The 24,794-nt window shown below is 62.4% G+C and carries 18 protein-coding genes; 9 read left to right on the top strand and 9 right to left on the bottom strand.

The window, feature by feature from the left end; all coding sequences use genetic code 11:
* Positions 1-148 precede the first annotated feature (148 nt).
* From C5P05_RS21380 to C5P05_RS21395, 4 genes are all read left to right on the top strand, one after another.
* Positions 149-1,780, top strand: a complete 1,632-nt coding sequence (locus C5P05_RS21380; RefSeq protein WP_114971859.1) for a peptide chain release factor 3 — start codon at positions 149-151, stop codon at positions 1,778-1,780.
* Positions 1,781-1,888: 108 nt separating this feature from the next.
* Entirely contained in the window at positions 1,889-2,743 is an 855-nt protein-coding gene (locus tag C5P05_RS21385) for an HAD family hydrolase (RefSeq protein WP_114971860.1), read from the top strand.
* Entirely contained in the window at positions 2,740-3,939 is a 1,200-nt protein-coding gene (locus C5P05_RS21390; protein ID WP_114971861.1) for an MFS transporter, read from the top strand. The genes C5P05_RS21385 and C5P05_RS21390 overlap by 4 nt, the downstream gene beginning before the upstream one ends.
* 69 nt (positions 3,940-4,008) lie before the next feature.
* Complete coding sequence (locus C5P05_RS21395) at positions 4,009-4,461, top strand: DUF2721 domain-containing protein (protein WP_114971862.1); 453 nt, start codon at positions 4,009-4,011, stop codon at positions 4,459-4,461.
* On the opposite strand, the gene C5P05_RS21400 is transcribed toward C5P05_RS21395, so the two are convergent.
* From C5P05_RS21400 to C5P05_RS21410, 3 genes are read right to left on the bottom strand one after another with little or no spacing between them, the layout of a single operon-like run.
* On the bottom strand, positions 4,458-5,945 hold the full coding sequence (locus C5P05_RS21400) for a serine/threonine protein kinase (protein ID WP_114971863.1): 1,488 nt from the start codon (positions 5,943-5,945) through the stop codon (positions 4,458-4,460). The two genes, C5P05_RS21395 and C5P05_RS21400, sit on opposite strands and share 4 nt — an antisense overlap.
* Complete coding sequence (locus C5P05_RS21405; protein WP_114971864.1) at positions 5,942-6,694, bottom strand: metallophosphoesterase family protein; 753 nt, start codon at positions 6,692-6,694, stop codon at positions 5,942-5,944. The genes C5P05_RS21400 and C5P05_RS21405 overlap by 4 nt, the downstream gene beginning before the upstream one ends.
* Positions 6,695-6,743: 49 nt before the next feature.
* Positions 6,744-7,790, bottom strand: coding sequence for a histone deacetylase family protein (locus C5P05_RS21410; RefSeq protein WP_114971865.1), 1,047 nt, complete (start codon positions 7,788-7,790; stop codon positions 6,744-6,746).
* A gap of 118 nt (positions 7,791-7,908) precedes the next feature.
* Between C5P05_RS21410 and C5P05_RS21415 the strand changes: the two genes are divergently transcribed.
* The 3 genes from C5P05_RS21415 (at position 7,909) to C5P05_RS21425 (ending at position 11,050) form a co-directional block, all read left to right on the top strand.
* On the top strand, positions 7,909-8,394 hold the full coding sequence (locus tag C5P05_RS21415; RefSeq protein ID WP_114971866.1) for an Lrp/AsnC family transcriptional regulator: 486 nt from the start codon (positions 7,909-7,911) through the stop codon (positions 8,392-8,394).
* 255 nt (positions 8,395-8,649) lie between these two features.
* Positions 8,650-10,290, top strand: coding sequence for an AAA family ATPase (locus C5P05_RS21420; protein ID WP_114971867.1), 1,641 nt, complete (start codon positions 8,650-8,652; stop codon positions 10,288-10,290).
* 4 nt (positions 10,291-10,294) lie between these two features.
* Complete coding sequence (locus tag C5P05_RS21425) at positions 10,295-11,050, top strand: general secretion pathway protein GspB (protein ID WP_114971868.1); 756 nt, start codon at positions 10,295-10,297, stop codon at positions 11,048-11,050.
* A gap of 180 nt (positions 11,051-11,230) precedes the next feature.
* Here C5P05_RS21425 and C5P05_RS21430 read toward each other — a convergent pair whose 3' ends face one another.
* A complete protein-coding gene (locus C5P05_RS21430; protein WP_114971869.1) occupies positions 11,231-17,662 on the bottom strand; it encodes an excinuclease ABC subunit UvrA in 6,432 nt (2,143 codons plus the stop codon).
* 176 nt (positions 17,663-17,838) lie between these two features.
* On the opposite strand from C5P05_RS21430, the gene C5P05_RS21435 reads away from it, so the two are divergent.
* Positions 17,839-18,945 carry an ABC transporter substrate-binding protein gene (locus C5P05_RS21435; RefSeq protein ID WP_114971965.1) on the top strand — a complete coding sequence of 369 codons (1,107 nt, stop codon included), beginning with the start codon at positions 17,839-17,841 and terminating at the stop codon, positions 18,943-18,945.
* A 25-nt stretch (positions 18,946-18,970) separates the two neighbouring features.
* Here C5P05_RS21435 and C5P05_RS21440 read toward each other — a convergent pair whose 3' ends face one another.
* From C5P05_RS21440 to C5P05_RS21445, 3 genes are all read right to left on the bottom strand, one after another.
* Positions 18,971-19,450: a hypothetical protein gene (locus tag C5P05_RS21440; RefSeq protein WP_114971870.1), complete on the bottom strand. Its 480-nt coding sequence runs from the start codon at positions 19,448-19,450 to the stop codon at positions 18,971-18,973.
* 84 nt (positions 19,451-19,534) lie between these two features.
* Positions 19,535-19,693 (bottom strand): hypothetical protein, encoded by a 159-nt coding sequence (locus C5P05_RS34070; protein WP_198674813.1) that lies wholly within the window; start codon positions 19,691-19,693, stop codon positions 19,535-19,537.
* A 114-nt stretch (positions 19,694-19,807) separates the two neighbouring features.
* On the bottom strand, positions 19,808-21,466 hold the full coding sequence (locus C5P05_RS21445) for an MFS transporter (protein WP_114971871.1): 1,659 nt from the start codon (positions 21,464-21,466) through the stop codon (positions 19,808-19,810).
* 330 nt (positions 21,467-21,796) lie between these two features.
* Here C5P05_RS21445 and C5P05_RS21450 point away from each other — a divergent pair, with 330 nt between their 5' ends.
* Positions 21,797-22,285 (top strand): hypothetical protein, encoded by a 489-nt coding sequence (locus C5P05_RS21450; RefSeq protein ID WP_114971872.1) that lies wholly within the window; start codon positions 21,797-21,799, stop codon positions 22,283-22,285.
* Positions 22,286-22,377: 92 nt separating this feature from the next.
* Here C5P05_RS21450 and C5P05_RS21455 read toward each other — a convergent pair whose 3' ends face one another.
* Positions 22,378-24,498: a sodium:solute symporter family protein gene (locus C5P05_RS21455; RefSeq protein ID WP_114971873.1), complete on the bottom strand. Its 2,121-nt coding sequence runs from the start codon at positions 24,496-24,498 to the stop codon at positions 22,378-22,380.
* Positions 24,495-24,755, bottom strand: coding sequence for a DUF4212 domain-containing protein (locus C5P05_RS21460; protein ID WP_114971874.1), 261 nt, complete (start codon positions 24,753-24,755; stop codon positions 24,495-24,497). The genes C5P05_RS21455 and C5P05_RS21460 overlap by 4 nt, the downstream gene beginning before the upstream one ends.
* Between the last annotated feature and the right edge of the window lie 39 nt (positions 24,756-24,794).

Here is a 24,794-nt window from a genome sequence, read left to right on the forward strand (position 1 = left end):
CGCGCGGCGGTTGAGTCGGACCGAGTGGATTGCCCTTCGAAGGGCGACCAACCGATCTTTGACGTTGATTCCGGCGGCATTTTCAGCGTGCCCCAAGCCGCGGACTTCCCCGCTCGCCTCGCATCCTGATATTTTTTGGATTTTTATCTTGTCATTCCTCGCCGAAACCCGCCGTCGCCGCACCTTTGCCATCATCTCCCACCCTGACGCGGGTAAAACCACGTTGACCGAAAAGCTCTTGCTGTTCTCGGGCGCGATCCAGATCGCCGGCAGTGTCAAGGCACGTAAAGCGACCCGCCACGCCACCAGTGACTGGATGGAAATCGAGAAGCAGCGCGGCATTTCGGTCGCATCAAGCGTGATGCAAATGGTGTACCGCGAGCACGTCATCAACCTGCTCGACACCCCCGGTCACAAGGATTTCTCGGAAGACACCTACCGCGTGCTGACCGCCGTGGACTCGGCGCTGATGGTGATTGACGCCGCCAACGGTGTCGAAGCGCAAACCCGCCGCCTGATCGAGGTCTGCCGCCAGCGCGACACGCCCATCATCACCTTCGTCAACAAAATGGACCGCGAAGTGCGCGAGCCACTGGACATTCTGGACGAGATCGAGCGCGAACTCGGCATGCCTTGCGTGCCCATGACCTGGCCGGTCGGCCAGGGCAAGACCTTCGGCGGCATCATCAACCTGCGTACGCGGGCCATGACGGTGTTCGAGCCCGGCAGCGACCGCGGGCCGAAGGACTTCACCACCATCCCCATGAGCGATCAAGCCACCCTGCTGAAACGCTTCGGCCACGAGTTCGAAACCGCCATGGAAAGCATGGAACTGGCCACTGGCGCCTCGCCTGTCTATGACCACGACGCCTTTCTGGCCGGCAAGCAAACCCCGGTGTTTTTTGGCTCGGGCGTCAACAACTTCGGTGTCATGGAAGTGCTGGACGCGCTGGTCGATCTGGCGCCCTCGCCCCAGTCCCGCACCAGTTCCTTCGTGGTCAACAGGCAGCCGGTCATTAAAGAGGTCCAGCCAGAAGACGACTTCTTCTCGGGCGTGGTGTTCAAGGTGCAGGCCAATATGGACGCCAACCACCGCGACCGCATTGCCTTTGTGCGCATGGCCTCGGGCAAATACACGCCGGGCATGAAGCTCAAGGTCATGCGCACCGCCAAGGAGCTGCGCCCGACCAGCGTGGTGACCTTCATGAGCCAGCGCCGCGAGGCCGTGAACGAGGCCTACGCCGGCGACATCGTGGGTTTCACCACCCATGGCGGCGTGCAGCTGGGCGACACCATCACCGACGGGTCCGTGAACCTGCAGTTCACCGGCTTGCCCTTCTTTGCGCCCGAATTGTTCATGACCGTGGTACTGCGCAACCCCTTGCGCACCAAGCAATTGCAGCAAGGCCTGGCGCAGCTGGGGGAAGAAGGCGCGATTCAGGTGTTCCGGCCTGAGGTCGGCGGCAACATGCTGCTCGGTGCCATTGGTCAGCTGCAGTTTGAAGTGGTGCAGCACCGCCTCAAAGGCGAATACGACGCCGACATCCGGCTGGAAAGCAGCCAGTACACCGGCGCGCGCTGGATCACCGCCGACACCCCGGCCGAACTCAAGACCTTTTGCGAGGCCTACCCGATGCGCATGGCGCGCGATGCGGCCAACACGCTGGCTTATCTGTGCACCTCGCCCTATGACGTGCGGCTGGCGCAGGAGCGTTTTCCGAAAATCCACTTCCACCCGCTGCGCGAGCACGCCGGGCTGGCACTGCAAAGCGCTGGTTGAGCAAACCGTCATTTCGGGCTTGACCCGGAATCCGGTCGCACGCCGCTGGACTCCTGCCTTCGCGGGAATGACGGTACAAAACAGTTTTCATCAAACAATTAACAAGCCGTGAAGCCACTCTCACATTGGCCACTCGAAGACCGGCGCCAGCTCCTCGGTGTCTTCACCGACATCGACGACACACTGACGACCGAGGGCGCGATCACGCCCGACGCCTTGCAGGCGCTCGGCGCGCTGAAAGCGGCCGGCCTGCATGTGATTCCCATCACCGGCCGTCCGATTGGCTGGAGCGAGCTGTTTGCGAAGGGTGATCCTGCCCGCGGCCTTTTGCCCTGGCCGGTCGATGCCATCGTGGCCGAAACCGGCGCGGTCGCCTTTGTCGGCCAAAATTTAGATGAAATAGGCATCCAGCCCCCGTCCCCCCTGCGCAGACAGCTATCAAAACTATACCAACAGGATGCCACCACGCGGGCCGCCAATTACCGCCGGATGCAGGACGTGGCACGCCAGGTGCTGCGTGAGGTGCCCGGCGCCCAGCTCTCGCAGGACTCGCCCGGCCGCGAAACCGACATCGCCATCGACCACAGCGAGTTCACCCATCTGGGCCCGGACCAGATCGCCCAGGTGGTGCAGATCATCCGAGCCGCCGGCATGACGGCCACCGTCAGCAGCATCCACATCAACGGCTGGTTTGGCGCCCACAACAAACTGGTCGGCGCACGCTGGATCGTGGACAGACTGTTCGGCCGCGACCTGGAGGCCGAGCTGAAGCGCTGGGCTTTTGTCGGCGACTCGACCAACGACCAGGTGATGTTTGAACATTTTTCGCACAGCGTCGGTGTTGCCAATGTGCGGCGTTTTGAGGCCCAGCTGAAGCACTTGCCGCGCTACATCACAGCCAGTGTGCGCGGCGCTGGTTTTGCCGAGGTGGCGGCGGCCATTTTGCAGGCACGACGCCCGTGAACGCGCAGCCGTCGACCGGCATCCCTACCCACCCTGGCGCGCGGCTGGGCTTGCTCAGCATATTTGGCTCCACGTTTTTTGAGCTGATCGGCTACTTCATGCTGCTGCCGCTCTTGCTGCTGCGACTCAAAGGCGCCGAGGTGTCCACCACCGTGGCCGGGCTGTTTGCCGCCACCGGCTGGCTGGGCGTTTTTCTGGTCACCCCGTTTGCCTCGGCGGTGACCCAGCAACTGGGACGCCGGCAAACGCTGTGGCTGGCCGCTGCCCTGCCGGTGATTTCGTCCGTGGGCTTTGCGCTGAGCAACACACTCTGGCTGTGGTTTGTGCTGCAGCTGGTCGCCGGGGTGGCGTCCGGCCTGCGCTGGGTGCTCGCCGAGGCCATCGTCGCCGAGTTTTGTCCGCCGGGCCAGCGTGGCCGCTATGTCGGCATTTTCGAAACCATGGTCGGCGCCACATTTGTCATCGGCCCGGCGACCCTGGTGTGGGTGGGCGCGAACAGCCCGCATGCGCTCTGGGTGGTGATCGCTTTTTTCACCATCGCCTTGGGCTGGAGCGCGCTGATACCGCCACTGCCGCCGGCCGCCGATATACACACCGCCCGGGTCGGCCTGCACGGCGTCTGGCACGCGCTGCGGGCGCACCCCATCATCATGCTGGCGGGTTTTGTGGGTGGTTTTTTCGAAAGCGGCGTGACCTCTATCCTGCCGCTGTACGGCCTGGCACTGGGCCTGAGCGCCGCCACCGCCGCGCTGCTGGTCTCAAGCAGCGGACTCGGCAGCGCCCTGACCATGTTGCCGGCCGGGATGCTGGCCGACCGGTTTACCGACCCCAGCCAGGGGCGGCGCACCCTGATGGTGATGTTTGCCGCCCTCACCCTGGTCGCCACCTGCGTCATCCCCGTTGTCGCGCACATCGCCTGGCTGGCCTGGCCGCTGGTGTTTTTGTGGGGCGGCGCCGGCGGCAGCCTCTACACCCTGGCCATGATCGACATCGGCTCGCGCGAGCAGGGCATCACCCTGGTCAACAGCACGGCGGTGCTGGTGCTGACCTACACCCTGGGTGGCCTGGTGGCGTCCGGGGCGTCAGGGGCACTTATCCAGTGGTCGCCCACGCTGGGCTTTCCGGCGCTGCTGGTCAGCGTGGCCGGTGTGGGTCTGGTGGCGTTGATCCGGACGCGCCGGTCCCGTCACATTTAAGCCGCCCCGGCGCGCGCCCCAACACGACAATGCAAGCTACATCAAGAACACTTTTCACCCGGAGCCTCCATGTTTTTTGCCGTTGATCTCGCCACCGTCACCCATGGCATCCAGCTCGCTGTGGCCCCGGTTTTTTTGCTGACGGCCGTGGCGGCGATGATCGGCACCGTGGCCGGCCGGCTGGCACGCATCATCGACCGCGCGCGCATTCTCGAAGACAGGATTGAAGCCGCGCCGGCCGGCGAGGCCATGACACCGGCCTATGAGGAGCTGGGGAGTTTGCGGGTGCGTGGCAGGTTGGTGAACATCTGCATCGCCCTGCTCACCTTCTGCGCCATCCTGATCGGACTGACCATCGTGGCGCTCTTTCTCGGCGAAACCACGGAGATGCAAATCCTTCGCCTCGCGACGGTCTCGTTTCTGTCGGGCGTGGTCTGTTTCCTGCTGGCGCTGCTGTGCTTTTTGACCGAAACGGTGTTGGCCACGCGGATACTCAAGTTCGCCCAGCCCAAAGCGTCTTAAAACGGCGCGTCCAGGTCGCGGTTCCAGATCGGCTTCAATTTTGCCGCCTGTTCGACCAAGCGCTCAAACGGCAAAGCCTGTTTGACCAGGATCACCGTGCAGGGCGCATCCATGGCCACCTTGATTGGCACGGTGGCGACAAAGCGTTGCGTCATCAGGCCGTGCGTGGCGGCGCCCATGACGATGAGACTGACCTGGTTGCCGGCCGCGTAATTCACCAGCGCCTGCGCCACATCGCCCGACTCCAGCACGTGGTAGGAAGTCTGGTGACCCGGCATGTCCAGCGGCTGTGCCCACTGGCGCAGGCTGGCGAGGTAGCGGCGGTGCACACTGGTCTCGCTGGTCAAGTCGCTGGAGGCGTTGGTCTGGCCGGGTGAGATCACGGTCACGCAGGCCAGGCGGGCGCCGGGACGCGTCCCCAGCGAACGCGCCACGGCCTGGCGCAGCGAGTACAAGGTGGCGTCGCTCACGTCTTTGTGCGGGATCGCCACCATGACGATGGGCACCTCTTCAATTTGCTGTGCCGGCAGCGGGCTGGGCTGGTAGTGCATGCCGGCGGCCTTGAGCCAGCGCTTGAAATGGGTGCCAAAGCCGGTGCCCGTGAGATTGCGGCCGCGCGCGGTCACGGTGATCTGCTCGGGGTTGCGCAAGTCAAACGCCAGATGGGCGGCCGACGGATAGCGCTTGTCCGCCTCGGGCTCCAGGCAACGCAGAATCACTTCCTGCAGCCACTCGGGCAAGTTCGGCTGCAGCTTGCGCGGCGGCGTCGGGTCCATCCACAGGCGCTGGCGCAAGCCGCCCTCGGTCTGCGGCGCGCCAAACGGCAGCTCGCCGGTGGCCAGCTGGTACAGCATGACGCCAATGGCAAAAATATCGCTGCGCGGGTCGCCGCGTACGCCCACCACTTGCTCCGGTGCAATCCAGGCCGGCGAGCCGACCGCCTTGCGCAGCTGTTCGGCCAGCAGATCCGGGTAGAGCGCGTTGCACGACAAGCCAAAATCCAGCAGCACCGCGCTGCCGTCGGGGCGGATCAGCACATTGGCCGGCTTCAAATCGAGGTGCACCGTGTTTTGCTGGTGCAGGCTGTGCACCGCCAGCGCCACGGCCGCGCCCAGGCGGGCCAGCTCGTCAGCCGCCGGGCGCTCGGGCGCCTCCAGCCAGTGCTCCAGGGTTTGGCCGGGTACGTACTCCATGACGAGATAGGGCACGTTTTCCAGGTCGCCCGCGGCCACAAAGCGCGGCACATGCGGGCCCGACAAGGCCTGCATGATCTGGTGCTCGACCTCAAAACTGACGATGGTCTCGGCGCCGTCCCCGGCCGTCATGCGCGGGATCTTCATGGCCAGCGGGAAGCCGGGATCACTCGCGCCGTCGCTTTCGCCCTGCGTGTAATGCACGCGGTAGATGTGGGCCATGCCCCCGGAATGGATGCACTCGTCGATCGTAAAACCGTCCAGCTGCGCGCCGGGCTCCAGCAGCTTCATCGCCCCTGCTCCAGCCGGTCGGCAAAAAACGCCGGCAAACCGGCCCGCCGGATGGCGGCTGCCGCCGCGTGGTGGTCGTACGAAACGCGGTGAAAAGTCAGCTGCAGCTTGTCGGTATCAAACAGGGCGTACATGGCCTGCGGATTGCCATCGCGCGGCTGGCCCGCCGAGCCGATCGTGGCCAGCCAGTGGCGATGGCGCGGCACCGGCACCGCAATGCCAGGCGTCGGCAGGAACTTCATCAACCCAGCCCCCACACCCCGGTAATACAGGGTTTGCTGGTGCACATGGCCGCCAAACACATAGCGCACCTCGGGCCAGGCGGCGGCTGCGTCCAGGCTGGCGGCGGCGGCGCGCTGGTCGTACACATAGCGCCACAAGGCGGGGTCGTCCACGCTGGCGTGCACGAGCAGAACATGGCGTTCCTGAAGGGTCAGGGGCAAGCTGTCGAGAAAATGGCGCTGGTGGTCGTCGAGTTGCGCGTGGGTCCAACGGGCCGAGGTCTCCCCCACGGTCTTGATCTCGGCCGGTGGCGCCACGGCCATCGCGTCGTGATTGCCCTTGATGAGCAGCGCGCCGCCGGCAGCCAATTCCTGTGCCTGTTCGACCACGGCCGCGGGGTCGGCGCCGTAACCCACCAAGTCGCCCAACAGCGCAAACTGTTGCGCTCCCTGTGCACGGGCATGGTCCAGACAGGCATCAAAGGCCTGAATGTTCGCGTGAATATCTGACAGCAAAGCCAGCTTCATGTTGCTCCTTGAGTATTCTTTGCAACATCATGCCCGATCGCGCTGACGGCTAGCTTGTTTGTTGCTCGAATCCTTCGAGCACATTGACGGCATTGACGCCGATCTCCGCCACGGCGTAGCCGCCCTCGAAGACAAACACGGTGGGCAGGCCTGCGGCGGCCAAGTCTTCGCCCACCCGCAGATAGTCTTCGCTGCGTAGCCTGAAGCCCGAAATCGGGTCGCCCTCGAAGGTATCGAGCCCCAGCGACACCACCAGCGCCTGCGCGCCGAAGCGTGCAATGCCTTGCAGGGCGTTCTTCAGTGCTTCACGCCAGGCGGCAAAGTCGCTGCCCCGGGGCAGCGGCAGGTTATGGTTGAAGCCCAGCCCGGCGCCGGCGCCCTGTTCGTCCGCGTAACCCAGGAAAAACGGGTATTCGGTGTGCGGATCGCCATGGATACTGGTAAACAGCACGTCCGAACGCTCATAAAAGATGGCCTGTGTACCGTTGCCGTGGTGGTAGTCGATGTCGAGGATCGCCACGCGTTCCGGCCCGCTGTCGCGCAAGTGTTGCGCCGCCAACGCGGCATTGTTCAGAAAACAATAACCGCCAAAGAAATCAGCCCCGGCATGGTGGCCGGGTGGACGCGACAGGACAAAAGCCGAACGCGCACCCTGCATCAACTGCTCGGCCGCGGCAAAAGCGCAGTCCGCCCCGACACGGGCGGCGTTCCAGGTGCCGGCGGTCAGCGGCGAGCCGGCGTCATAAGAGAACAAGCCCATGCGCGCCGAAAAATTGGCTGGCAACACATCGGTTCTGAAAGTACGGGCCGGCCAGACCGACGGCAGGGCATCACGCGCGGCGTTGGCCGGGTCCAGCGCCACCCACTCCTCCCAGGCGCCCGCCAGGAAGTCAAGATAGCGCGGGGCGTGGATGGTGGTCAATGCCGGCACGTCAAACCGGGACGGCGACCTGATCTCTCCCAGTTGCCGGCGCTGGAGCTCCTGCAACACATAGTCGACACGGGCGGGCACTTCAAAACACGGCACCAGGGCGCCGCGAAACATTTCAAGCTTGCCCTGGTGCAGGGCGTGGTGGGGATTGAGGTAGGCGATCATCTTGCAAGGGGATGGAAAAACACCATCAAAGTATGCCGTTGGCAGGGCGAACCCGCTTTGCTTTTTTGAGGTGTCTGAGCCTATGATTTAAGTAGATCAAACTAATTTAAAGTCGAAAATGAGTTCAAAAAATTCAAAGCAGGACCTGGATCACGTCGACCTGACCATTCTTCGTCTGCTGCAGCAAGATGGCACCCTGTCCAATCCCCAGCTCGCCGAGCAGGTGTCTCTGAGCGTCACGCCGTGCTGGCGCAGGCTCAAGCGCCTGGAACAAGACGGTTTCATCACCGGCTACCAGGCCAACCTCCATCGCCGCAAACTCGGCCTGGACGTCCTGGCTTTTGTCCAATTAAGCTTTCTGGTGGTGACCGACGTGTCGATCCAGCTTTTTGAGGAGGTGATCCGGGGCTGCCCCGAAGTCCTGTCCTGCCACAAAGTCACGGGCCAGGCCGACTACCTGCTCCAGGTCGTGGCGAAAGACCTGGATGCTTATAGCGATTTTGTCGACAACGTGTTGCGCGTCATACCCGGCATCAGCATGATTCACTCCAGCCTGGCCATGCGCGAAATCAAGGCATCCAACCGGTTTCCGGTGCCGGATTAGCGTTTCCAAATTGACATTGAAAGCCAACCAATATCACGCCGCCAGCCCCAAAAACTTCAAGAAGAATCAGCCGCTGGCGCACATCCCGCATGCCTGCATAGCTACTATTTTCATAGCCAAATCAATGGCAAAAACGTGAGTGACAATGCAGCGTCCAGTCCAAGCTTTTTTTCCGGCTCTTCCAGGTTGGTTGCCGATGATCCCGCCACAGCGGGCGCCTGACCGCAAAAGTCTCACTCTTTTAAATGGGGTCCTATGTACTCGCACCATTTCGGCCTGACGCAAGACCCGTTTTCCATCGCACCCGACCCCCGCTTTCTCTTCATGAGCGAGCGCCACCGGGAGGCGCTGGCGCACCTTCTTTACGGCGTGACCGGCCCGCACAAAGCCGCCAGCGGCGGCGGCTTTGTGCTGCTGACGGGCGATATCGGCACCGGAAAAACCACCATCTGCCGCTGCTTTCTGGAGCAGATTCCCGCCGACTGCCATGTCGCCTATATCTTCAACCCCAAGCTCACCGTCACCGAGTTGCTGCAGTCGATCTGCGAGGAGTTTCATGTTGCGGCGGTAGCCGGGGCCTCCCGGCCGCCCACGGCCAAGGACTACATCGACGCGCTCAATGCCTTTTTGCTGCAAAGTCACGCCGCCGGGCAAAGCAGCGTTCTCATCATCGACGAGGCGCAGAACCTTGAAGCCGATGTGCTGGAGCAACTGCGCCTGCTGACCAACCTGGAAACCAACGAGCGCAAGCTGCTGCAAATTGTGCTGATTGGCCAGCCCGAACTGCGCGCCATGCTGGCCCGCCCGGAGCTGGAGCAGCTGGCCCAGCGCGTGATTGCGCGTTTTCACCTGGACGCGCTGACCGAGGCCGAGAGCACGCAGTACATTCAACACCGTCTGGCCGTGGCCAGCCACACCGGCCCGCTGCCGTTTGAGCGCCAGGCGCTGCAGCGCATTCACCGCCTCACGCATGGCGTGCCACGCCGCATCAACCTGCTGTGCGGACGCGCGCTGCTGGGCGCGTGGGCGAATGGGTTGCACCGGGTGGACCGGACGGTGGTGAACAAGGCGGCGGCCGAAGTGTTCGGGCCGGACCTCCCGCACCTACCCAGCGCCAGCCCAAGGCCGGTCGCCTACGCGCTGGGCGGCCTCGCCTTGCTGGCCGCAGCCGCGCTGACCGGTTTTCTGGTGTGGCCCGGCCCGCCCGCAGCCCGTCAGACGGGCGCCTCGCCGCCGATCCGGGGGGCGCCGATGGCCCAAAACCCGGTCGAAGAGATCGACGCCCTGCTGCCGCAACTGCCGCCTGACATCAACCTGGCCTGGCGCGCGCTGGCCCCGGTCTGGAAACTGCCGGCCAGCGACGGCGACCCCTGCCAGGTCGCTGGCGTGCAGCAGCTTCAGTGCTACCGCGCCGACAAACTCACCGTGCCGCTGCTGCGCCAGCTTGATCGCCCCGGCATCCTGACCTTACAGGCGGACAACGCCCCCCCGCTGTACGCCGTGCTGGTGGGACTGACCGAGCAGACCGCCACGTTGCGGGTGGGTGCCAGCCTGCATACCGTCCGGCTGATCGCGCTGGGCCGGCTGTGGCACGGCGACTTCGCCACCTACTGGCGCCGCCCGCCCGGTTACAGCGCCAAACTGCGCGATGGCAGCAGCGGCCCGGCGATCGAGTGGCTCGCCAGCCAGCTGAGCCGGCTCGACGGCGTGCCAGCACCGACAGCGGGCGCCTCTGCGGCCCCGCCCGTGCTGGACGCGGCGCTGAGGAAGCGCGTGCAGGCTTTTCAGCACGCACAAGGCCTCATCGCCGACGGGCAACCCGGCCCCATGACCTTCATGCAGATCGACAGCGCCACGGATGTGAATGAGCCGCGCCTGCAAACCAACCCGCGATAAGCCCATGTCCTACATCCTCGATGCCCTCAAACGGGCCGACGCCGAACGCGGGCGCGGCGCCGTGCCCGGCTTGCACGCACGCCAACTGACGACCCCCGCCGCCCGGGACACCGACAACACGCGACAGCGTCTCTGGCTGGCGGCCGCTGCCGCGACCCTGATGCTGGGCGGCATTGCCGCAGGCCTGTGGTTCTGGCCAACGCCTGACGGCCATGCGCGCCCGGCGGCCGTGGAAGCGGCGATGACCAGGCTCCCCGAGCCTGCGCCCGTGGCGCAGAGCGCAGCGATACCAAGACCCCAATCGGCGCCGGTTCCTCTGCCTATTCCGGCACATGTGCCTGCGCCGGTCCCGGCACCAATACCAACGCCCGTACCCGCGCCGGTTCCTGCATGGCAAGCGACGGTTCCCGCACGACCTGCAGCGGCCTCGTCACGGCCCGTCGTCACCGCCGCCGCCCCGGCAACGCCGAAGGCGACGCCCTTGCCCTTGCCGCTCGAAAAAGCCTCTGCTCCCCAAGCGGCGTTGGCCGCCATCCCGATGCTCAGCGAATTGTCCGAAGACCTCCGTCGCGACATCCCGAAGCTGATCATCACCGGCACCGTTTATTCGGAAAACCCGAAGCAGCGGCTGCTGCTGGTCAACGGCCAGGTGCTCTCAGAGGGCAGTCTGGCCGCGCCCGACGTGAACGTGGAGGAAATCGGGACCAAGAGTGCCGTGTTCAGCTTTCGGGGAACGCGATTCCGGGTGGCGCAGCAATAGCCGCAATAGCCAACCGGTGGTTTGGCTGATGAGCAGATCAGGCCCGTTCGCGCCGTGCGCTTTCACGCACTGGACGCAGCTCTAACTTCAAGCCAAATCAGCCTCTAGCCACCGTCCTACCTGCGCAAGTAGCTACTATTTATATAGCAAAATAGAAAACCAAAAACCAGCACCCAAGGGCTAGCGCGCCAGCACCGCCGCCAGCGCCACACCGGTGTGCGTGCCCAGCGCCACCACCCCTTCGGGCGTGCTCGCCGCCACCACGCGGCCGCCGGCCTTGCCGCCGTCGGGCCCGAGGTCCAGCACCCAATCGGCCTCGGCAATCACATCCAGGTCGTGCTCGATCACCACCACGCTGTGGCCGCCGTCGACCAGACGGTGCAGCACCTTGATCAGCTTTTCCACATCGGCCATATGCAGGCCGACCGTGGGTTCGTCCAGCACGTACAGGGTGTGCGGCGCCTTCTGGCCGCGCCGGGTGATGTCGTCGCGCACCTTGCTCAATTCAGTCACCAGCTTGAGTCGCTGCGCCTCGCCGCCGCTGAGCGTGGGCGAGGGCTGGCCGAGCGTCAGATAGCCGAGCCCGACATCTTTCATCAGTTGCAAGGGGTGGCTGATGTTGGGCATGGCGGCGAAAAACTCCACCGCTTCATCCACCTCCATCTGCAGCACGTCACCAATGTTCTTGCCGCGCCAGGTGACCGCCAAAGTCTCGGGATTGAAGCGCGCGCCCTTGCAGGTTTCGCACAGCACTTTCACGTCCGGTAGAAAGCTCATCGCGACAGTGCGGATGCCCTGCCCTTCGCAACCGGCGCAGCGGCCCTCGCCGGTGTTGAAGCTGAAACGGTTGGCGGCATAGCCGCGCGCCTTGGCCTCCAAGGTGTCTGCAAAGAGCTTGCGGATGATGTCCCAGAAACCGATGTAAGTGGCCGGGCAACTGCGCGGGGTTTTGCCGATGGGGGTTTGATCGACTTCCAGCACGCGGTCCACGGTCTCGTAACCGGTGACGGACTCGCAGCCGGTCCAGGCGATTTGTTCGCCGGCGGCCAAGGCATCGCGGCCGGCTTTGGTGCTGCGCTTTTGCACGGCGCTGTGCACATTGCTCAGAAGCACGTCGCGCGCCAAAGTCGATTTGCCGGAACCGCTGACGCCGGTGACGGCGACGAGACGGCTCAAAGGCACTTGGGCGGTGACGGTTTGCAGGTTGTGCAGGGAGGCGCCGTGGACGGTGAGCCAGCGCTGCACATCGGGGTCGGCGACATTGGGATCAGATGCCAAGGTCGAAGCCACTTTTTTCTTTTTCCGCGGCGCAGGAACGAAAACAAATTCCGATCCCGCGTTCACTGCGTGCTCACCCACGTTCACGGCAACAGTGCTTGAACTTTTCGCCCCCGTCGCGACCAGGTTCGCGCTGGCACGCAAGGGCATCGCGGTCGGAGCCGGTTCGCCGGGCAACGATTTGGCGCTTGCGTATGAGGCGCCCGGCGAACCGGCTCCGGCCGCAGCGGGCACCGCGCCAACGCCAGCCGCAGCGAGAGGCACAAGAACAGAACGCCGCACCTTCAAAGGATGCTTCATCGCATGCAGCAGATAACGCCCGGTCTGCGAGTCGCCAACCTTGACGATATCGGAGACCGACCCTTCAGCCACCAACCGCCCGCCGCGTTTACCGGCACTCGGCCCAATATCGATGATGTGATCCGCATGACGAATGGTGTCTTCGTCGTGCTCCACCACCACCAGCGTATTGCCCTTGTCGCTTAAAGATTGCAGCGCACCCAGCAGGATCTGGTTGTCCCGCGCATGCAGGCCGATGGTCGGCTCATCGAGCACATAGCACACGCCCTGCAGATTGCTGCCCAGCTGGGCAGCAAGCCGGATGCGCTGCGCCTCGCCACCGCTCAGTGTCGGCGCGCCCCGGTCCAGCGTCAGATAACCCAGGCCCACCTGCTCCAGAAACTCCAGCCGGCTTTTGATCTCCGGCACCAGATCGCGCGCAATATCGGTTTCGCGCCGGCTCATGCGACCCAGGCGCTGCAGCGTCTCCACCCACTGGCGCAAGTCAGTCACACTCAGGCGCGCCAGTTCGGTGATGGCCACCGCGTCGATCGCCAGTTTGGCGTCCCGGCCCTGACTGGCACCGCTCGCCAGCTGCAGCCCGAACTTGACCGCGCGGGCCGTCGCATTCAGACGCGTGCCCTGGCAGGCGGGACAAGCCGCATCGACCAGGTCCTCCACATCGGCCTCGGCAAAGGTCTGCTCGCGCCCCTTGTTGTCATCGTCTTTCACCGAATCATCAAACACCTTGCGCTGCTCTTTGGTCAATCTGACCCCGGTGCCGACGCAATCCGGGCACCAGCCGTGCTTGCTGTTGTAGGAGAACAAACGCGGGTCCAGCTCGGCATAACTGGTGCTGCACACAGGACAGGCGCGCTTGGTCGAAAAAACGCTCAACCTGCCCAAGCCCGCCGTCGAAGTGCCGGCCTGCATGAGCGCCTGCAAACCGCCCAAATCGCTCAGCACATGGACGACACCCTTGCCATGCACTAGCGCCTGCGCCAGCGCGGCGCGCAGCTGCGCTTCGTTTTCCGGCTTCACATCCAGGCTGAGCACCGGCAGCTCGATCGTGTGCTCCTTGAAGCGGTCAATGCGCGGAAAACCGGTGGTTGGCAAAAAGTTGCCGTCCACCCGCAAATGCGTGAACCCTCGCGGTCGAGCCCAGTCGGCCAACTCGGTGTACACGCCCTTGCGGTTCATCACCAAAGGCGCCAGCAGCCCGATGTGCTGACCACGGAAGTTCTTCAGCAGCTGCGCCGCAATGCTGTCCGGCGTTTGTGGCGCCACCGGCGTGCCGTCGTGGATGCAATGCTGCGTGCCCAGCTTGACGAACAGCAGGCGCAAAAAGTGCCAGACCTCGGTGGTGGTCCCGACCGTCGATTTGCGCCCACCCCGGCTCAGCCGCTGCTCGATCGCCACCGTCGGCGGAATGCCATACACCGCATCCACCTCCGGCCGCCCCGCCGGCTGCACGATGGAACGGGCATAGGCGTTGAGCGACTCCAGATAGCGCCGCTGCCCCTCGTTGAACAAAATGTCAAACGCCAGCGTAGATTTGCCCGAGCCAGAAACACCAGTCACAACAGTGAACTTGCCCCGTGGAATATCAACACTCAGCGACTTCAGGTTGTGCTCCCGCGCATTGACGATGCGAATCGAATTCTCAGCCGCGTGCAAACCACGATCCGCGGCGGAAGGGGTTGCGCCGGGCAACGATTTGGCGCTTGCGTATGAGGCGCCCGGCGCAACCCCTTCCGCCGCAGCGAACGCCAAATAAGCACCTCGAGATTCATTCACCACATGCACCCCGCCCATCGCCGTCGCATACTCCCGCAAGGCTTTGCCCGTGTGCGACGAAGGATGCTGACGCACGTCGTCAGGGCTGCCATACGCCACGACTTCCCCCCCCGCCTCACCCCCTTCAGGACCCAAATCAATCAACCAGTCACTGGCCCGAATCACATCCAGGTTGTGCTCGATCACGATCAGCGAATGACCGGCATCCAGCAGCTTGCGCATGGCGCGCATCAGCTTTGCGATATCGTCGAAATGCAGGCCCGTGGTCGGCTCGTCAAACATGAACAGCGCCCCGCGCTTGGCCGTCGCCTGGCGGCTGGCCGTGGCACTCTTGGCCGCGTCGGCCAGAAAGCCAGCCAGCTTCAGGCGCTGCGCCTCGCCGCCCGACAGCGTCGGCACCGGCTGACCCAGCTTCACGTACTCCAGACCTACATCCATAATCGGCTGCAGCGCACGCAGGACATCGCGATCGGCTGCAAAAAGAATAGCAGCCTCGCTGACCGTCAAGTTCAATACATCGGCGATATTGAGGACGCGTGGAACCGAAGGGGGCATGGATTGCCGCGCTTCGCTCGCAATGACGTCACCCAAATCTACCGAAGGATGTCCGTCATTGCGAGCAGCGCGTGGCAATCCATTGACTCCAAGCCCACGGTGGGCCGGCCTTTCAATGGTGATTTCAAGAATCTCCGGGCGAAAGCGCTTGCCGTCGCAGTCCGGGCAGCGCAGGTACACGTCACTCAAGAACTGCATTTCCACATGCTCGAAACCTGAGCCGCCGCAGGTAGCGCAACGGCCGTCACCGTTGTTGAAGCTGAACTTGGACGCGGTATAGCCACGCTGGCGCGACAGCGGCGCATTGGCAAAAATCTCGCGAATGGCATCCCACGCGCCAACATAACTGGCCGGATTCGAGCGCGCTGTTTTGCCAATCGGCGACTGGTCCACAAACACCACATCGCTGAGCTGCTCGGCGCCCAGCAGGCGCTCATGAACACCGGCCGCCTCCGTGGCTTTGCCAAAGTGGCGCATCAACGCCGGAGCCAAAATATCCTGAATCAAAGTCGATTTGCCCGAGCCGCTGACACCCGTCACGCACACCAGACGCTGCAAGGGAAACTCGACCGTGACATTCTTCAGGTTGTGGTCCCGCGCCCCCTCCAGAATCAGGCGCGGCGTGCTCGCCTCCACCAGCCGCTTGAAGCCCATGCCCACCTGCTTGCGCCCGCCCAGGTAGGCGCCGGTCAGGGTGTCGGCACTGCGCAAATCGGCCGTCGAGCCGTCAAACACAATTTGCCCGCCGCGCTCGCCCGGGCCGGGGCCCATGTCGATCATGCGGTCAGCCGCCAGCATCACGGCCGGGTCGTGCTCCACCACCACCAGCGTGTTGCCCGCGTCGCGCAAGCGCTGCATGGCCAGAATGATGCGGTGCATGTCACGCGGATGCAGCCCAATGCTGGGCTCGTCCAGCACAAACAAGGTGTTGACCAGCGAAGTCCCCAAGGCGGTGGTGAGGTTGATGCGCTGCACCTCGCCCCCGGACAAAGTGCGGCTTTGCCGATCCAGCGTCAGATACCCAATCCCCACATCGCACAAATACTTAAGCCGTGTGGAAATCTCCTCAAAAAGGAGTTTCAAAGTCTTGAAATCAGCCGCAGACCGGGCGGGATTGGGGGATGCGGGGGGTGACGATTTGGCGCTTGCGTATGAGGAGCCTCCCGCATCCCCCAATTCCGCCTGCAGCAAATCGAAAAAGCGCCGCAACCGATCCAGCGGCAGCAACATCAAATCGTGCAAACACAGCCCTGGCAAAGCTTCAAGTTGCGGACGGGTCCACTTCACCCCCACCGGCATAAACCGTTTACGAGGATCAAGCACCAAATCGGCCTCCGCCTTGCCACCCATACGCCACAACAAGCTCTCTGTCTTCAGCCGCGCACCGCCGCACACCCCACAAGGCGTGTAACTGCGGTACTTGGACAGCAGCACCCGGATGTGCATCTTGTACGACTTGGTCTCCAGATACTCAAAGAAGCGCTTGATACCGAACCAGTGCTGGTTCCACTTGCCGTTCCAGTTGGGCGAGCCATGAATCACCCAGTACTGCTGCTCGGGGGTCAGCTTGTACCAGGGCGTGTCGCGCGGAATACCGGCCGCCTCGGCATGGCGCATCAAATCGTCCTGGGCTTCTTTCCAGGCTGGTGTTTGCATAGGCTTGACGGCGCCGGCGCGCAAGGTCAGTTTCTCGTTGGGAATCACCAGCCCGTAATCCACCCCGATCACCCGGCCGAAGCCGCGACAGGTTTCACAGGCACCGACGGCCGAATTGAACGAAAAAGCCGACGCAATCGGGTCGGCATAACGCACATCGCTTTCCGGACAATGCAGGCCGGTGGAGAACTTCCAGATGATCGGCTCCGCAAAAGCTACTGAATTAATAGCATCTTGCGCTTTATCCACGGGGGCTTGAGCCTCATTTAGCACATAAACCGCCAGACGTCCGCTGCCATGCTTGAGTGCGACTTCAATCGCCTCCACCACGCGCGCACGCTCGGCGCTACCGAGTCGAAAACGGTCGGCCACCACATCCAGTACGAGACGAGCCCCCACGCTTGCCACTTCGTGTGCTGCGCTGCCCCCCGAGGGGGCCGTGCCTTGCTTGGGGCGGCCCAGCGCGGCGGCAGCCCCCAAGCTCGCCACTTCGCGCCGCGCCTGCACCTTGGTAAAGCCACTAACCGAGAGCCACTGCTCGATTTCTTCCGGCGAGGTGTTGGCGGGCAACTCCACCGGAAAAGTGATGGCCAGACGCGGATCAGCCGGCCCCGCCCGCTCGACCAGTTGGGCATAAATACTCTCCGCCGAGTCGTGCCGCACCGGCGCAGCGGTCTCGCGGTCAAACAATTGCCCAGCCCGCGCAAACAAGAGCTTCAAATGGTCGTTGAGTTCGGTCATCGTGCCCACCGTTGAGCGCGAGGAACGCACGGGGTTGGTCTGGTCAATGGCAATCGCCGGCGGCACGCCTTCCACCTTGTCGACCGCGGGCTTGTCCATGCGGTCCAGGAACTGGCGGGCATAGGCGGAAAAGGTTTCCACATAGCGCCGCTGTCCTTCCGCATACAGCGTATCGAACACCAGGCTCGACTTGCCCGAGCCACTGGGGCCGGTGACCACCGTCAGCTCGCCGGTGCGAATGTCCAAGTCAAGATTTTTGAGGTTGTGCTGGCGCGCGCCGCGAATGCGGATGAGACCGTGTGGCATGTCTTGATGTCTTTCCTGTGGGAGCCAGACATTCTAGGCAGTTCATCTCGCAGGGCCGCGCCACGGGGTCATCCTGAAGCGGGCCCGATCACAGATCGACCGGATACGGGTAGTTTCCACAATGATAAATATCAAAGAATCAGGATACAGTGACCCCGACTTACAAGGATTTCAACATGAGACTTGGACATTCCGTGCTGGGGGCATTGCTGCTGGCGACCATGGGCGTGGCCGCCCAGGCGCAAATTTTGATCGGCCAGACGGCGGGTTTCACGGGCTCGGTCGCGGCGGGTGTGAAAGAAACCACGGACGGCGCCAAGCTCTATCTGGATGCGGTCAACGCCAGAGGGGGTGTCAACGGCCAACGGATTGAACTGATTTCGCTGGATGACAAATTCGACCCCAAGCTGGCCAGCGAAAACGCCCGCAAACTGATTGAGGAGCAGAACGTCCTGGCCATGTTTCTCACGCGGGGTACACCCCACACCGAAGCCATTTTGCCGTTTCTGGACAAGCATGGCGTGCCCCTGATCGGGCCGTCTACGGGTGCCATGGTGTTGCATGCACCAGTCAAGAAACATGTTTTCAACGTTCGGGCGACTTATCAGCGTGAAGCTGAAAAGGCCATCGCCCACCTCGCCACCATTGGCATCACCCGGATTGCCGTGATCCACGCCGATGACAGCTTCGGGGCGGATGGCCTGACCGGTGCGCAAAAAGGCCTGGCGGGCGCCAAGCTGACGCCCGCCGCCGTGGAGAAATTTAACCGCTCCAAACCCGACTTCTCCCAACTCGCCCCCAAGATCGCCAAGACCGATGCGCAGGCGGTCATGATGATCGCTTCCGGCGCCGCCGTGGTGGACTGCATCAAGGCCTTGAAAGCCGCTGGCAGCAATGCCCAGTTTGTCACGCTGTCCAACAATGCATCGGGCGGATTCATCAAAAGCCTGGGCGACAATGCCCGCGGCGTCATCGTGACGCAAGTGCTTCCTCAGTCGGTCGGTTACATGCTTGTCAAGGAAGCCAGCGATCTGGCGCGAGCCAAAAACGTCAACGACGTCAGCCCCGCCATGCTGGAAGGGTTTTCCGCCGCCAAAGTGCTGGTCGAGGCGCTACGGCGGGCCGGCCCCAAACCCAGCCGCGAGCGCATTCAGTCTGCGCTGGAAGGGATCAAGAAGTTCGATATTGGCGGGCTGGAGGTGAGCTTCAGCACGGAAGATCACACAGGCCTGGACTTTGCCGACCTGTCCATCATCAGCAACGACGGCAAATTCAGGCGTTGAACCTGAGGAGTAAGCCAACTCACGGCTAACCCTTGAGTGCCTGCTCCAGAGCAACGCAGGACTTGGTGCCAACGGCGTCCTGGATTTTGGGCAGCAGTGCGAGTAAGTCGTCAAAGCCACTGGCCGCTTCCACCGCCAGATTCAGTCTGAAGCCACGCAAACCAAGACTGGCTGTGAGCTGGGTTGCAATCGGCATGGCGGCGCTGTAGCGCTCTTGGGACGAACGCGAACTGACGGGCAAGGCCGGCGGCGGCTCATCGGCACTGCTACGGAAGACGCCGGGGCTTAAAACCGGTGCAGCATCACGCGCGGCGACCAGAAAACCCTGTTCGACGAGATGATCAATGTCTTCCTGGCTGATACCGAGACCGCTGGTGGAGGCCAGCACCTGCCCTATGGACTTGACACCATCAAACAGAATAAAGGCCGAGCGCTGGCGGGCCGACAACAGGACAGACCGGGCTTTGAACGCGTGTTGACCCGCTTCCGTTTTTGAAAATTTCATTGCCGCATTTTAGGGTTTGGACGCGACCAAGTCAGCGCGGATTTACCCTTGCCTGCAAGCCTGCAGCAGACGATTCGACGACGACTATTTGCTGGCAGGGGCCGAGGCTGGCCCGACGGCAGCTGGCTCATGCATGGCTTCCGTGCCATGTTTCTCACCGCTTAAATCAATATTGCCACCCTTGCTCAAAATGAACAGGGCCAGGCCCGCAAAAATGGCGAAAGCCACTGCAATTTTCCACATATCAATCTCCCTGAAACAGGCCCCCGCAAATGAGGGGCAAAAAATGGCCCTCGCGTGGAGGGCCATTCAGCTAGGAACCGCGCCAAATCAGCACGGTCAAATCATCAGCAAACTTTAGTCGTTGGCGTAAATGTCAACGTCCTTGGTTTCCTTGACAAACAGCATACCGATAACAAAAGTCATACCGGCCACGATGATGGGGTACCACAAGCCGTTATACATATTGCCGGTCTGCGCCACGATGGCGAAAGCGGTGGTCGGCAGCAGGCCGCCAAACCAGCCATTGCCAATGTGATAGGGCAAGCTCATCGAGGTGTAGCGAATGCGGGTGGGGAACATCTCCACCAGCATGGCGGCGATTGGGCCGTACACCATGGTCACCAGGATCACCAGGTAGGTGAGGATGGCGACCACCTTGAAGGAGTCGACCTTGGCCATATCGGCTTTGGCGGGATACCCGGCGGCTTTCAGAGCGTCAGCCACAGCTTTCTTGAACTCGGCATCTTTCGCCTTGGCCTCGGCCGCAGGCAGACCCTTGGACGTGTAGCTCGGGATCACGGTTGTGCCAATGGTGATGGTCGCCGGTGCACCGGCCGCGCCGACCACATTGTCATAACTCACTGAAGCGCCGGCCAGCACCTGCTTGGCGATATCGCACGAACTGGTGAACTTGACCGTACCGGTCGGGTTGAACTGGAAGGAGCACTCTTTGTCGTCCGAGGTCACCACCACTTTGTTCGCGGCCTGAGCGGCAGCCAGCGCCGGATTGGCGGCCTTGGTCAGTGCCGTGAACACGGGGAAGTAAGTCAACACAGCCAACAGGCAACCCGCCATGATGATGGGCTTGCGACCGATCTTGTCTGACCAGGCACCAAACACGATGAAGAACGGTGTGCCGATGAGCAGGGAAATAGCCACATAGATGTTGGCGGTCGCACCGTCCACCTTGAGCGCTTGCGTCAGGAAGAACAAGGCGTAAAACTGGCCCGAATACCACACGACGGCTTGACCGGCAGTCAGTCCGATCAGGGCCAAGATCACGATTTTCAGATTTTTCCACTGACCGAATGACTCGCTCAACGGTGCTTTGGAGGTCTTGCCTTCCGCCTTCATTTTGGCGAAAGCGGGCGACTCGTTCATGCTCAAACGAATCCACACCGACACGGCCAGCAAAGCAATCGAGACGATGAACGGAACACGCCAACCCCAATCGGCAAATGCAGCCTCGCCAATCAGGGTACGCGTGCCCAGAATCACCATCAGACTCAGGAACAGGCCCAAAGTGGCCGTGGTCTGAATCCATGAGGTGTAGGCGCCACGCTTGCCTTGTGGCGAGTGTTCTGCGACATAGGTCGCTGCACCACCGTATTCACCACCCAGCGCCAGGCCTTGCAGCATGCGCAGGGCAATCAGGATCACGGGCGCGGCCACGCCGATGGTGGCGTAGTTCGGCAGGATACCCACGATGAACGTGGACAGGCCCATGATCAGGATGGTCACCAGAAAGGTGTACTTACGGCCAATCATGTCACCCAGGCGACCAAACACCAGCGCGCCAAAGGGCCGCACGATGAAGCCGGCAGCAAAGGCGAGCAGCGCAAAAATGAAGGCCGAACCCTCATCGAGACCGCTAAAGAACTGCTTGGCAATAATGGCGGCAAGTGAGCCGTAGAGGTAGAAGTCGTACCACTCAAAAACGGTACCCAACGAAGAAGCGAAGATCACCTTCTTTTCTTCGGCGGTCATTGGCCGTGCGGCCGCTGTGGTTGCCATATTTTTGTCTCCTGTATATTTAGTTTGAGTCCACCGAATGGAGGCTCGACAGAATTATCAGAGCGGGTTCTGACCCCGCTCTGACGCGAAACCAACACAGGCTTGCGGCAAACTGAATACCCGCTGACAAACTAGGGTGAAACCCTTTGATCAGCTTTCGCCATGTGAGAATCAGGCGCATCCATTCGGGTAAACCCCAACCAGTTTCAGATTGAGTTTTCAGCATGATTCCATAATGCAGAGAGCCCACAACGGTGAGCCGCAAGGGCGCCCTTGGTCGACGACAACCCGCCTGACAAGAGCCCGCTGAAAAGAGACAGGAGAATCGACATGACTGATCTGGATGTGACTGCGGTTCTACGCAAGACCGAGGCTGGGGTGAATGCCATCAAGCTTAGAGACCGGGCCTTGACGCCCCAACTACGCATGCTGTTGATCACGGTGAATGGGGTCAAGACGGTCGCCGAGTTGTCAGCGTCGATGCCCACCCCGGACGAAGCCCTGCAACTCCTGGGTGAGCTGTTGAGCGCCGGATTCGTACACGAACTGGCTCAGACCCAGCCGGCTTCAAGGACGGCACCCGTAGATGCAAAGACCAGCAGCGTGGCGTCCAATGAAGTGCTGAAAACCGCGATTCGACGCGCCACCCGCCTGCTCGTAGACACACTGGGACCCGACGCCGAAAGCCTTTGCCTGCAGATTGAGCGTTGCACCAGCGCGACCCAGTTCAATACCAAGATCAGCGAAATCGCCCGCATCGTCGGCGCTATACGATCCGAGAAAAAAGCCGCCGAGTTCTTGCTGGTCACGATTCCGTAGGCGACACCGTCCTGGCGGGAACGACCCCCTAGGCCGGGCGCAAAAAAACCCCGCCGCGGCGGGGTTTCTGTTTGCATGCAAGCAAGCGATGTTCAGTGGGCGGCACTGCCCGCACTGACCTTGCCATCCAGGCTGGGGTAGCGCACATGCTCCACCAGCTCCTGAATATCCCGGCCCGGCGCCTTGGTCAGCAGCGACACAATAATGATCACGACAAAGCCCAGTGGCACACCAAACAGGCCCGCCGAAATGGGCGCGATGTCCCACCAGGTATTGGCCTTGATGATCTCAGGCGTGATGGCTGCACCGCTGTGCGTCAGCTTGTAGAGCCAGGGCTGCGTGGTCACCATGTAGTAGAACGTGATGCCCAGTCCGGCCAGCATGCCGAGCGAGGCACCCCATTTGTTGGCCCGCTTCCAGAAGATGCCCAGGGTCAGGGCCGGGAAGAAGGTCGCCGCCGCGAACGAGAACGCCGCCGACACCAGGAACAGAATGTCGGCCGGCTTCTGCGCCGCCACGTAGGCCGCGCACAGGGCCACCACCAGCAACAGCATCTTGGACACCATCACGCGGCGCGCGGTGGAGGCGTTCGGGTCCAGCACCTTGTAGTACAAGTCGTGCGACAAGGCGTTGGCGATCGTCAGCAACAAACCGTCCGCGGTGGACAGGGCCGCAGCCAGCCCCCCGGCGGCCACCATGCCCGATACGACGTAGGGCAAGCCACCAATTTCAGGCGTGGCCAGCACAATGATGTCGCCACCAATGGAGATTTCCGCCAGTTGCAGGATGCCATCCTTGTTGACGTCCACCACCGACAGCAAACTCGCATCGACCGTGCTCCAGCGCGCGATCCACTCGGGCAAGCTGGCAAAAGGCGTATTCACCAGCACGGTGTACACCTCAAACTTGGCCAACACGGCCAACGCCGGTGCGGTGAAGTAAAGCAGGAAGATGAAGAACAGCGACCAGCTCACCGACTCGCGCGCTTCCTTCACCGACGGCGTGGTGTAGTAGCGCATCAGGATGTGCGGCAGGGCCGCCGTACCAATCATCAGGCAGAACACCAGCGCCATGAAGTTCTTGCGTGAAACATCCTGCGCAGCCTCATCTTTGCCCGGGAACGGTTGGGCATGGCGAATCGGCGGCGCAGACCGTGCCGCGCTCCCGACACGCGCAGCGGTGTAGGCCGCTTTGGCCGCGGTCTCGTCCTTGGGCAGCGCGGCCAGGGCCGCAGCGGCGGCATTGATGTCGGCCACCGGGCCGTTCGCCGCTTTCAGGTCGTCAAGCTTCTTCTGGGCGGCGGCCTTGTCGGCGGCCATGGAAGCGGGAACATCCTTCAGCTTCTCGACCGCGGCGTCCGAGCGCGCCTTGAAGATGCCACGCACTTCCAGCTCTTTCGGGTCTTTCAGCAGCTGCTCTTCCTTGGCGGTGATTTTTTCCAGGGTGTAGCCATAAACCGCTTGCGGAATCGGCACTCCGGTGTGCTTGACCGACAGCCAGACCACCGGCAGCAGGTAGGCAATGATCAAAATCACATACTGCGCCACCTGGGTCCAGGTCACGGCACGCATGCCGCCGAGGAACGAACAGACCAGAATGCCGCCCAGACCGGCAAAAATGCCGACCTCGAAAGCCAGTCCGGTCAAACGCGTGGTGATCAAGCCGACGCCATAGACCTGTGCCACCACGTAGGTGAACGAGCACAAAATGGCGCCACAGACCCCAATGATGCGTGGCATGTGGCCCTCGAAGCGAGCCCCCAGAAAGTCGGGGATGGTGAACTGGCCAAACTTGCGCAGGTAGGGCGCCAGAAACAGCGCCACCAGGCAGTAACCACCGGTCCAGCCCAGAATGAAGGCCAGGCCGCCATAACCGGTAAGGTACAGCGTACCGGCCATGCCGATGAAGGAGGCGGCCGACATCCAGTCGGCCCCGGTGGCCATGCCGTTGTACATGGCAGGCACGCGACGCCCGGCCACGTAGTATTCCGCCGCATCACTGGTTCGGCTCATGACCCCGATGCCGGCATACAGCAGCACCGTGGCCGCCAGGAACAGGTAGCCAATCCAGTTCCGGGGCAGCCCCATTTGCTCCAGGAGGGCGACGACGATCACGAAGAGAATGAAGCCGCCGGTGTACCAGGTGTAGACCTTGTTCAGGCCCTTCTTGAAGTCGCTTTGCGATTGATTGGTGGATCCGAACATGCCCATCATGCTTCTCCTTCGGCGACGCCGTATTCGTTGTCGAGCTTGTTCATGTAGTGGGCGTAATACCAGATGATCAGGCAATACACCACCAGCGCCCCTTGCGCCGCCACCCAGAACGAGAACGGCCAGCCGAAAAAGATGAACGTCATCTCACGGGCAAAAAATACCAGAATGAATGTGACAAAGAACCAGATGCCCAGTAGAAGGGCCGTGATTTGAAGATTTTTGCGCCAGTACTCCTGGTGCCTAGCCGAAAGTTGCATAGCTTGCTCCTCTTATCGTTAATTAAAAAACCACCCGAC

This window comes from Rhodoferax ferrireducens (genome assembly GCF_003347515.1).
In the GTDB taxonomy this organism is placed as follows: domain Bacteria; phylum Pseudomonadota; class Gammaproteobacteria; order Burkholderiales; family Burkholderiaceae_C; genus Rhodoferax.

Bases quoted from the DNA above. Each gene is read 5' to 3' on its own strand.
- C5P05_RS21395 (WP_114971862.1), top strand. From the start codon at position 4,009: ATGTTTTTTGCCGTTGATCTCGCCACCGTCACCCATGGCATCCAGCTC.
- C5P05_RS21400 (WP_114971863.1), bottom strand. From the start codon at position 5,945: ATGAAGCTGCTGGAGCCCGGCGCGCAGCTGGACGGTTTTACGATCGAC.
- C5P05_RS21405 (WP_114971864.1), bottom strand. From the start codon at position 6,694: ATGAAGCTGGCTTTGCTGTCAGATATTCACGCGAACATTCAGGCCTTT.
- C5P05_RS21410 (WP_114971865.1), bottom strand. From the start codon at position 7,790: ATGATCGCCTACCTCAATCCCCACCACGCCCTGCACCAGGGCAAGCTT.
- C5P05_RS21415 (WP_114971866.1), top strand. From the start codon at position 7,909: ATGAGTTCAAAAAATTCAAAGCAGGACCTGGATCACGTCGACCTGACC.
- C5P05_RS21420 (WP_114971867.1), top strand. From the start codon at position 8,650: ATGTACTCGCACCATTTCGGCCTGACGCAAGACCCGTTTTCCATCGCA.
- C5P05_RS21425 (WP_114971868.1), top strand. From the start codon at position 10,295: ATGTCCTACATCCTCGATGCCCTCAAACGGGCCGACGCCGAACGCGGG.
- C5P05_RS21430 (WP_114971869.1), bottom strand. From the start codon at position 17,662: ATGCCACACGGTCTCATCCGCATTCGCGGCGCGCGCCAGCACAACCTC.
- C5P05_RS21435 (WP_114971965.1), top strand. From the start codon at position 17,839: ATGAGACTTGGACATTCCGTGCTGGGGGCATTGCTGCTGGCGACCATG.
- C5P05_RS21440 (WP_114971870.1), bottom strand. From the start codon at position 19,450: ATGAAATTTTCAAAAACGGAAGCGGGTCAACACGCGTTCAAAGCCCGG.
- C5P05_RS34070 (WP_198674813.1), bottom strand. From the start codon at position 19,693: ATGTGGAAAATTGCAGTGGCTTTCGCCATTTTTGCGGGCCTGGCCCTG.
- C5P05_RS21445 (WP_114971871.1), bottom strand. From the start codon at position 21,466: ATGGCAACCACAGCGGCCGCACGGCCAATGACCGCCGAAGAAAAGAAG.
- C5P05_RS21450 (WP_114971872.1), top strand. From the start codon at position 21,797: ATGACTGATCTGGATGTGACTGCGGTTCTACGCAAGACCGAGGCTGGG.
- C5P05_RS21455 (WP_114971873.1), bottom strand. From the start codon at position 24,498: ATGATGGGCATGTTCGGATCCACCAATCAATCGCAAAGCGACTTCAAG.
- C5P05_RS21460 (WP_114971874.1), bottom strand. From the start codon at position 24,755: ATGCAACTTTCGGCTAGGCACCAGGAGTACTGGCGCAAAAATCTTCAA.